Source organism: Streptomyces phyllanthi, assembly GCF_009377205.1.
GTDB classification, from domain to species: Bacteria; Actinomycetota; Actinomycetes; order Streptomycetales; family Streptomycetaceae; genus Streptomyces; species Streptomyces phyllanthi.
This window is the reverse complement of sequence record NZ_VJZE01000438.1, coordinates 1-7,633: the sequence shown is the minus strand read 5'-3', so window position 1 is coordinate 7,633 and position 7,633 is coordinate 1. Positions and strand designations below refer to the sequence as shown.

Genomic DNA, 7,633 nt, shown 5'->3' with positions numbered 1-7,633 from the left:
CCCGTGCCCCGGCCGGCCTCACGCGGTCCGGACGGCAGCCCTCACCGCACGCGACGGAACACGTCGTCCGCGTCGTCCCAGCTCGGCGACTCCTCCGGCAGCCTCCGGCGGGCGGTGCGCGAGGACTGGTACATCGCGTCGATCTCGACCTCGTACCGCCGCGCGATGGCGTCCCTGCGCAGCTTCATCGACGGGGTCAGCAGCCCGTTGGCCACCTCGAACGGCTCCGGCAGGATGCGGAACACCCGGATCGACTCCGAACGCGACACCGTGGCGTTGGCCGCGGCGATGGCCCGCTGCACCTCCTGCCGCAGCGCGTTCTCCTCACGCGCCCCCGGCCCGGACCCGCCCCGCTGGTCGAACAGAGCTCGGCGCCAGTGCTGCACGAACTCGGGATCCAGCGTGATCAGCGCCCCCACGCAGGGCCGGTTGTCGCCCACGACCACCGCCTGGTGAATGAGCGGATGCACTCGCAGAAGCTCCTCGAGGGGCGCCGGGGCGACGCTCTTGCCCCCGCTGGTGACAACGATCTCCTTCTTGCGGCCCGTGATCGACAGATAGCCCTCGGAGTCGAGCCGGCCGATGTCGCCCGTGGCCAGCCAGCCGTCCCGCAGCGCCGTCCTGGTGCCCGGCCCGTCGTTGACGTACCCCTGGAACACCGACGGCCCGCGCACCAGGATCTCCCCGTCGTCCGCCACCCTCACGTCCGTGCCCGGCAGCGGACGCCCCACGGTGCCGAACTTCTCCCGCCCCACCGGCTGTGCCGTGACGCCCCCACTGGTCTCCGTGAGCCCGTAGCCGTCGTGTACGAGAAGGCCGATCCCCGAGTAGAACAGGGCGAGTTCACGATTGAGGGGGGAACCGCCGGACACTGCCCCGCGCACCCTCCCGCCGAGCGAGGCACGCAGTTTCCGGTACACGGTCTTCTCGTAGATGGCGTGCTGCAGCCGGAGATCGAGCCCCGGGCCGTGCCCCCGGCCCAGATGCTGCCGCTCGACGGCCGTCGCGAAATCCTGAGCCGTACGCACCGCCCGCTCGAACAACGCGCCCCGGCCCGCCTCCTGCGCCAGGCGGAGGAAATTCTTGTAGAGCTTCTCGAAAACGGACGGAACTCCGTAGAGAAAGGTCGGCCGGAACGAAAGCAGATCGGCGGCGAGGGCCTCCCCCCGCAGTTCGGGTTCGTGGGCCATCAGCATTCCGCCCCGCAGGCACATGTTCTGGATCATCAGGCCGTACACGTGGGAGAAGGGCAGAAAGGCGAGAATCGCGGGCTGGACACCGGGAGGCGCCGTCGTATGCGACCAGCCGGCCAGCAGCGTGTCGCAGGGGCTCGCCAGACTGCGGTGCGACAGGGCGCACCCCCGGGGACGCCCGGTCGTACCGGACGTGTAGGCGATCACCGCGGTCGAGTCCGGCAGCACGATCCGGCGCAGGGAGTCGACGGTCGTCTCCGGCACCGCCGTGCCCCGCTCCGTCAGCTGCTCCAGCGAACCGTCGTCCAGCTGCCACACATGGCCCAGCCGGGGCAGCCCGGCGCACACCGAGCCGACCGTCATCGCGCCCTGCTCGTCCTCGACCACGACCCCGACGCAGTCCGCGTCCCTGAGGATCCACTCCACCTGGTCGCGTGACGAGGTCGGATAGACCGGCACGACCTCGGCGCCCACCGACCACAGGGCGAGGCTGAGCACCGTCCACTCGTACCGGGTGCGCGCCATGATGGCCACCCGGTGGCCGGGATGGATCCCGGACGCGACGAACCCCTTGGCCAGACCGACCACTTCGTCCCGTACCTCGATCGCGCTGACCTGCCTCCACCCGCCCGTGGCGCCTTCCATGCGGCGGGCGATCAGAGGCAGACCGGGGTCACGGCCCGCCGTGTCGAAGACGCTGTCGGCGAGCCCTCCGGTCGCAAGGGGGGCGACCGGTGGCGGGGCGGCGGTCCGGAAGTTCTGCATGCGCCGTCCTGTGTCGTTCCTGCGTGTCGCCGGTGGTGAACTGGCAGTGATCGAACGTATCGCATGCGGTCGGCGCCCGTGGGCCGAATAGGCAAGGAGCCCGCCGTCGGGGCAGCCGGTCAGGGCCCGTTCAGGGCCGGGCGTACTCCTGGCGCACGGCCCCGGCGAGGCGGGCCAGCGTCTCCTCCGCGCGCGAGCGGTCGGCCTCGTCGAGCGCGGCCAGAGCGTCGGCCGCGGCCTCCCTGACCCGGCGGGGCACCTCCTCCAGGGCCGCCATGCGATAGGCGATCGTCCGCCGCGCCAGGCGCTCCTCCGGGGTGACCCCGGCGGGCCCGGACCGGGGGAAGACGGCCGCCTCGTACACGGTGACGTGCAGCAGCACCCCGTGGGCGATCCCCTCGGCGTATCCGCGTACGCCGGCCTCGCGCTGGGCCGTGGCGAAACCGGCCAGGGCCCGTCTTCGGACCAGGAACGAGCCGGCGAGACCGGCCGCGCCGGTACCCGCCCCCGCCGCCGACGCGGCGACCGCACCCCCGAGGAGGGCCCCGATGAGAGCACCCGCGGCGGTCAGGAGGCAGACCAGTCCGGTGGTGAGCAGAAGAAGGGCGCGCGCGGGCGTGAAGGGGGCCATGCGGAGCAGTCTGCCAGCAACCGCTTTCACCGTATCTGATCACCCAGGAACAGCGTACGCAGGTAGTGGCGGCATGCTGCCGGAGTGTGATGTGTGGCACGTGGGAATCAGGTTCGAAGTCGCCCTGCGGTGAATCATGGCTGGGCACGGCTTGATCGCCGATCACTGGGTGGAAATACCCCGGCAACAGGGTGTCTCGCGCATTTGACAGTGTGTCCGGCGCGTGGATAGGAAGCGTTTCGCTGGGGCTGGGAGATGCTGGGGCCGGGAGGTGGAGAGAGTGCGCGTGCCCAATGTGATCGGGGACTGGCAGGAGTGCGACGGTGGGCACGCGGGCCTGCGTGTACGCGTCCATGGCGTGGAGCGGGCGGAACCGCCGCGGGGACGTGACGACGCGGCCGAGGGGCTGGTGTATTTCCGGTTCCGGGTGACGGTGGAGAATCGTGCGAGCACGCCGTTCGGTATCCATGTGGAGGACGGACAGTTCGACGTCCGAACCGGGCCCGACGGTGAAGCCGCATTCCTCGACTGGCGCAATTCACAATTCATCGAGGGTTTTGATCTTTATCCCTTGCGCCGTGCCACCGCTGTTGTGTACGCCGCCGCCACCGAAGCCTCCCTCGCCCGCATGGACGTCCAGATCCAGCTGCGCACGGACGAGGAATGGGCCGACCGGTATCTGTGGGCGGGCGGTATCGGGGCGCTCGACGGCGCCTTCGACCGGGACCCCGGGCACGAGGGCGGCGCGGAGGAGCTGGCCTGCCAGGTCAGCAGCTTCCTCCAGCGGGAGGCCGAACAGGGCCCGGGCTGCTGATGAGCCCTGTGCCGCGGGCCCGACTGAGGGGCCCGTCGCAGGTCTCAAGGGTGTGAGCGGGGAACTCGTGGCGCATGAGCACCCCGAATCCAGACCCGGAACCAGAACGCAGCAGTGGCCTCGAGCCCGGCGGAGGCGTCCCTCCGGGCGAAACCCCGCCCGCGGAGAGCAGCATGCCGGGAGCAGGCCCCCAGGAAACCCACAACCCGCCCAAGGGCTGGGGCAAGGCGCCCCTCGCCCTGATCCTCGTCCTCGCCGTCCTGATCGCCGCCTTCTTCCTCGCCTATGCCCTGATCCTCATCCTGTGAGCTTCGCCGGCCTCGCCGCGGACCGGTCATGCGGCGCACTCACCCGCGCACCGGACGCAGCCACACCGTCGCCAGCGGAGGCAGGGTCAGTCGCAGGTGCGGGCCCTCGTCGGTCCGCACCGGGTGGGGGCAGAGCACATCACCGCCCCCGTAGCGGGCGGCATCGGTGTTGAGCACCTCCTCCCAGGCGGGGAAGCCGTCGGGAACGTCGAGCCGGTAGCCGTGCCGCACCACCGGGGAGAAGTTCGACACCGCGAGCAGCGGCGGGCCGTCGGCCGCGAAGCGCAGGAACGCGAACACGTTGTCCTCGGCGGCGTCCACGACCACCCACCGGAACCCGCCGGGATCGGTGTCCCGCTGCCAGAGGGCGGGTGTCTCGCGGTACACGGAATTGAGGTCGCGGACGAGGTCGCGTACGCCACGGTGGTCCGCCTCCGCGCCGTAGGCCGGGTCCAGCAGCCACCAGTCCGGGCCGTGGGCCTCCGACCACTCCGCCCCCTGGGCGAACTCCTGCCCCATGAACAGGAGCTGTTTGCCGGGGTGTGCCCACATGAAGCCCAGGTACGCGCGGTGGGTGGCACGCTGCTGCCACCAGTCGCCCGGCATCTTGGAGACCAGCGACCGCTTGCCGTGGACCACCTCGTCGTGGGAGATCGGCAGCACGTAGTTCTCGCTGTAGGCGTACACCATCGAGAACGTCATCTCGTTGTGGTGGTACTTGCGGTGGACCGGCTCCTTGGAGACATAGCCGAGCGAGTCGTGCATCCAGCCCATGTTCCACTTCAGCCCGAAGCCCAGGCCGCCCCAGTCGGTTGGCCGTGTCACTCCGCCCCAGTCGGTGGACTCCTCCGCGATCGTCACCACACCGGGTACCCGGCTGTACAGCGTGGCGTTCATCTCCTGCAGGAACGCCACCGCGTCGAGGTCCTCCCGCCCGCCGTAGGCGTTCGGTGCCCACTGGCCGTCCTCACGCGAGTAGTCCAGGTAGAGCATGGAGGCGACGGCGTCCACGCGCAGGCCGTCGATGTGGAACTCCTCGCACCAGTAGACCGCGTTGGCCACCAGGAAGTTCCGCACCTCGGTGCGCCCGAGGTCGAACTCGTACGTCCCCCAGTCCGGGTGATCGGCACGGCGCGTGTCGCCGGGCTCGTACAGCGGGTACCCGTCGAACCGGGCCAGCGCCCAGTCGTCCCGCGGGAAGTGCGCCGGCACCCAGTCCATGATCACCCCGATACCGGCCTGGTGCAGGCTGTCCACGAGGTACCTGAAGTCGTCGGGGGTACCGAGCCGGGCCGTGGGCGCGTAGAACCCGGTGACCTGGTAGCCCCACGAGCCACCGAACGGATGCTCCGCGACCGGCATCAGCTCCACATGCGTGAAACCGAGGTCCTGCACGTACGGCGGCAGCTGCTCGGCGAGTTCCCGGTACGTCAGTCCGGGGCGCCAGGACGGCAGGTGCACCTCGTACACCGAGAACGGCGCCTCGTGCACGGGTGTGTCCCCGCGGTGCGCGAGCCACCCCTGGTCACGCCACTCGTGATGGGCCGCCGCCACGACGGACGCCGTCGCGGGCGGGGCCTCGGTGCGGCGGGCCATCGGGTCGGCCTTGAGGAACCGGGCGCCGTACCGGGTGGTGATCTCGAACTTGTACCGCTCGCCCTCGCCGATACCGGGCAGGAACAGCTCCCACACCCCGGACGAGCCGAGGGACCGCATCGGGCACGCCGTGCCGTCCCAGAAGTTGAAGTCACCGGCGACCCGGACGCCCTGCGCGTTCGGCGCCCACACGGTGAACCGGGTTCCGGTCACGCCCTGGTGCTCCATCGGCTCGGCACCCAGCGCCTTCCACAGCTGCTCGTGCCGCCCCTCACCGATGAGGTGCAGATCGAGCTCACCGAGCGCGGGCAGGAAGCGGTACGGGTCCTGGACCTCGTACCGGCCTCCCTCGTACGACACGAGCAGGGTGTACTCGGGGACCGCGTCCAGCGGCAGTACGACCGAGAACAGCCCGTCACCCTCGTCGTCGAGCGGGGTGGTCCGCCCGTCGGCCACGACGCTCACCCCGAGCGCGTACGGGCGCAGCGCCCGGAACGTCACGCCCCCGGGGCCCGGATGGGCGCCGAGCAGAGCGTGCGGGTCGTGGTGGGCCCCCGACAGCAGGCGCCCCCGGTCGGCCGTGTCGAGGGGAGCGGCCTTGACCGGCGCCCGGCTGCCCGGGTCGCCTCTGCCGGCCGGAGTCCGGCGCCCGGAACCGGATCTGCCGGCCGGGCCGCGGTGCCCGGAGCCGTGTTTGCCCGTCGTCGGCGGTGCGTCGGCCGGCTTGGCCGGTTGGGGGCGAGAGGGGTCACGGAGTGCCACGGTGTCAACCTCCTCGGGCGGCGAGCCGTCGGATCGCCGCCATCGGTACGGGAAGCCAGTCGGGGCGGTGCCGGGCCTCATAGACGACCTCGTACACCGCTCTGTCGGTCTCGTAGGCGCGCAGCAGCTGGGGCTCGGCCCGCGGGTCCCAGCCCGCCCGGTCCGCGTAGCCCGCGCAGTAGGCCTCGCGGCAGCGTTCCGCCCACTCCGGATGCCACGGCCGCCGTGTACGGGCCGCGTAGTCGAAGGACCGCAGCATCCCGGCCACGTCCCGCACCGGCGACTCGGGGCTGCACCGTTCGGCCAGCGGACGGGACGGTTCGCCCTCGAAGTCGATGACGAACCACTCACCGTCGGCCCGCAGCACCTGCCCGAGGTGCAGATCGCCGTGGATCCGCTGCACGGGGCGGTCCGCCGCGCACGTGGCGAACGTGTCGAAGGCGGTCCGCAGCCCGCGGACGTACGGCTGAAGGGCGGGCACGCAGTGCGCGGCCACACCCAGCCGCTCGGTCATCGCGGCCGCCAGGGGCCCGTTCTCACTCCGCGGGTCGGTGGGCAGGGCGGTGGCCAGCGCCATATGCACCTCGGCCGTGGCCTGCCCCAGCTCGTGCGCCTCCGCCGTGAAGTCACCGTCCGTGGCGAGGGCCCTCAGGGCCAGGGCCCAGCCGTCGGACGCGCCGTGCAGATAGGGCTGGAGCACACCGAGGGTGGCGTCCGGGCACGTGGTGCGGATCCACGCCACGGGCGCGGGGACGCGGGTGCAGCCCTGCCGGGCCAGCGCCCACGGCACCTCCAGATCCGGGTTGACGCCGGTCTGGACGCGGCGGAACACCTTCAGGATGAAAGTGTCGCCGTAGACGATCGAGGAGTTGGACTGCTCCGCGTCCAGCAGCCGTGGGGCGAGTCCGGGCGGTACGGCCACCGACGCGTCGTTCTCGAACCGCAGCGGGCCCTCCGCTCCGGGGCGCCGGAGCCGCTCCAGGAGCAGCCCGGCCGACCGCGGGTCGTGAAAGGCGTCGTACACCGCCAGACCCGCCAGCGGGCCTTCCTGAGCACGGCCGACGGACGCGCCGGAGAGCCGGGGCGGCAGCTGCTCCTCCACACCGAGCAACAGCTGGTAGCAGTCGCCGGACGGGGGAGTGCCGCTGTGCGCGGGCAGTCCGGCGTGCTCGGCGTGGACCAGCAGATGCAGACAGCCCGGGTGCAGCTCCGTCATCGACAGCAGCGCCACATCGGTGACGGGCCGGTCCTTCCCCGCGAACCAGCGCTGTCTCGGCAGCCATTCCCGCAGCAGTCCGCGCAGCGAGGCCATGGGGTGGATGCTGCCGGGGCTCCTCGGGCGGAGGGACAGGGTCTCGGTCTTCGCCATGATGACGCGTCCTTTCGCGGTCACACGCTCAAAGTTCTTGGCGGGCGCGGGGAGCGACTCGGGAGAGCCGGAACCAGTAGAAGCCGTGGCCTGCGAGGGTGAGCAGGTAGGGCAGTTCTCCGATGGCGGGGAAGCGGACTCCGCCGATGAGTTCGACGGGGTGGCGGCCGTTGAAGGTGCGCAGGTCGAGTTCGG

The 7,633-nt window shown here is 71.4% G+C and carries 7 protein-coding genes; 2 read left to right on the top strand and 5 right to left on the bottom strand.

All coding sequences use genetic code 11. The features are described from left to right. Window positions 1-41: 41 nt before the first annotated feature. Entirely contained in the window at window positions 42-1,958 is a 1,917-nt protein-coding gene (locus FNH04_RS37145) for an AMP-dependent synthetase/ligase (protein ID WP_152790242.1), read from the bottom strand. Window positions 1,959-2,088: 130 nt separating this feature from the next. Continuing rightward, window positions 2,089-2,589, bottom strand: a complete 501-nt coding sequence (locus FNH04_RS37140; protein WP_152790241.1) for a hypothetical protein — start codon at window positions 2,587-2,589, stop codon at window positions 2,089-2,091. A gap of 280 nt (window positions 2,590-2,869) precedes the next feature. Between FNH04_RS37140 and FNH04_RS37135 the strand changes: the two genes are divergently transcribed. Continuing rightward, window positions 2,870-3,403 carry a hypothetical protein gene (locus tag FNH04_RS37135; RefSeq protein WP_322724942.1) on the top strand — a complete coding sequence of 178 codons (534 nt, stop codon included), beginning with the start codon at window positions 2,870-2,872 and terminating at the stop codon, window positions 3,401-3,403. Between the two features lie 74 nt (window positions 3,404-3,477). After that, the gene (locus FNH04_RS37130; protein WP_152790240.1) at window positions 3,478-3,711 is read left to right on the top strand and encodes a DUF6480 family protein; all 234 of its coding nucleotides are present in this window, start codon (window positions 3,478-3,480) and stop codon (window positions 3,709-3,711) included. Window positions 3,712-3,750: 39 nt separating this feature from the next. On the opposite strand, the gene glgB is transcribed toward FNH04_RS37130, so the two are convergent. The 3 genes from glgB to FNH04_RS37115 form a co-directional block, all read right to left on the bottom strand. After that, on the bottom strand, window positions 3,751-6,069 hold the full coding sequence (glgB, locus tag FNH04_RS37125) for a 1,4-alpha-glucan branching enzyme (protein WP_386576303.1): 2,319 nt from the start codon (window positions 6,067-6,069) through the stop codon (window positions 3,751-3,753). 4 nt (window positions 6,070-6,073) lie between these two features. Next, window positions 6,074-7,438, bottom strand: coding sequence for a maltokinase N-terminal cap-like domain-containing protein (locus FNH04_RS37120; RefSeq protein ID WP_152790239.1), 1,365 nt, complete (start codon window positions 7,436-7,438; stop codon window positions 6,074-6,076). A 28-nt stretch (window positions 7,439-7,466) separates the two neighbouring features. Next, window positions 7,467-7,633, bottom strand: a 167-nt coding sequence (locus FNH04_RS37115) for an alpha-glucosidase C-terminal domain-containing protein (RefSeq protein ID WP_194236936.1), incomplete at its 5' end; no start/stop codon positions are given.

Coding starts and splice junctions, on each gene's coding strand:
- FNH04_RS37145 (WP_152790242.1), bottom strand. CDS start 1,958: ATGCAGAACTTCCGGACCGCCGCCCCGCCACCGGTCGCCCCCCTTGCG.
- FNH04_RS37140 (WP_152790241.1), bottom strand. CDS start 2,589: ATGGCCCCCTTCACGCCCGCGCGCGCCCTTCTTCTGCTCACCACCGGA.
- FNH04_RS37130 (WP_152790240.1), top strand. CDS start 3,478: ATGAGCACCCCGAATCCAGACCCGGAACCAGAACGCAGCAGTGGCCTC.
- FNH04_RS37120 (WP_152790239.1), bottom strand. CDS start 7,438: ATGGCGAAGACCGAGACCCTGTCCCTCCGCCCGAGGAGCCCCGGCAGC.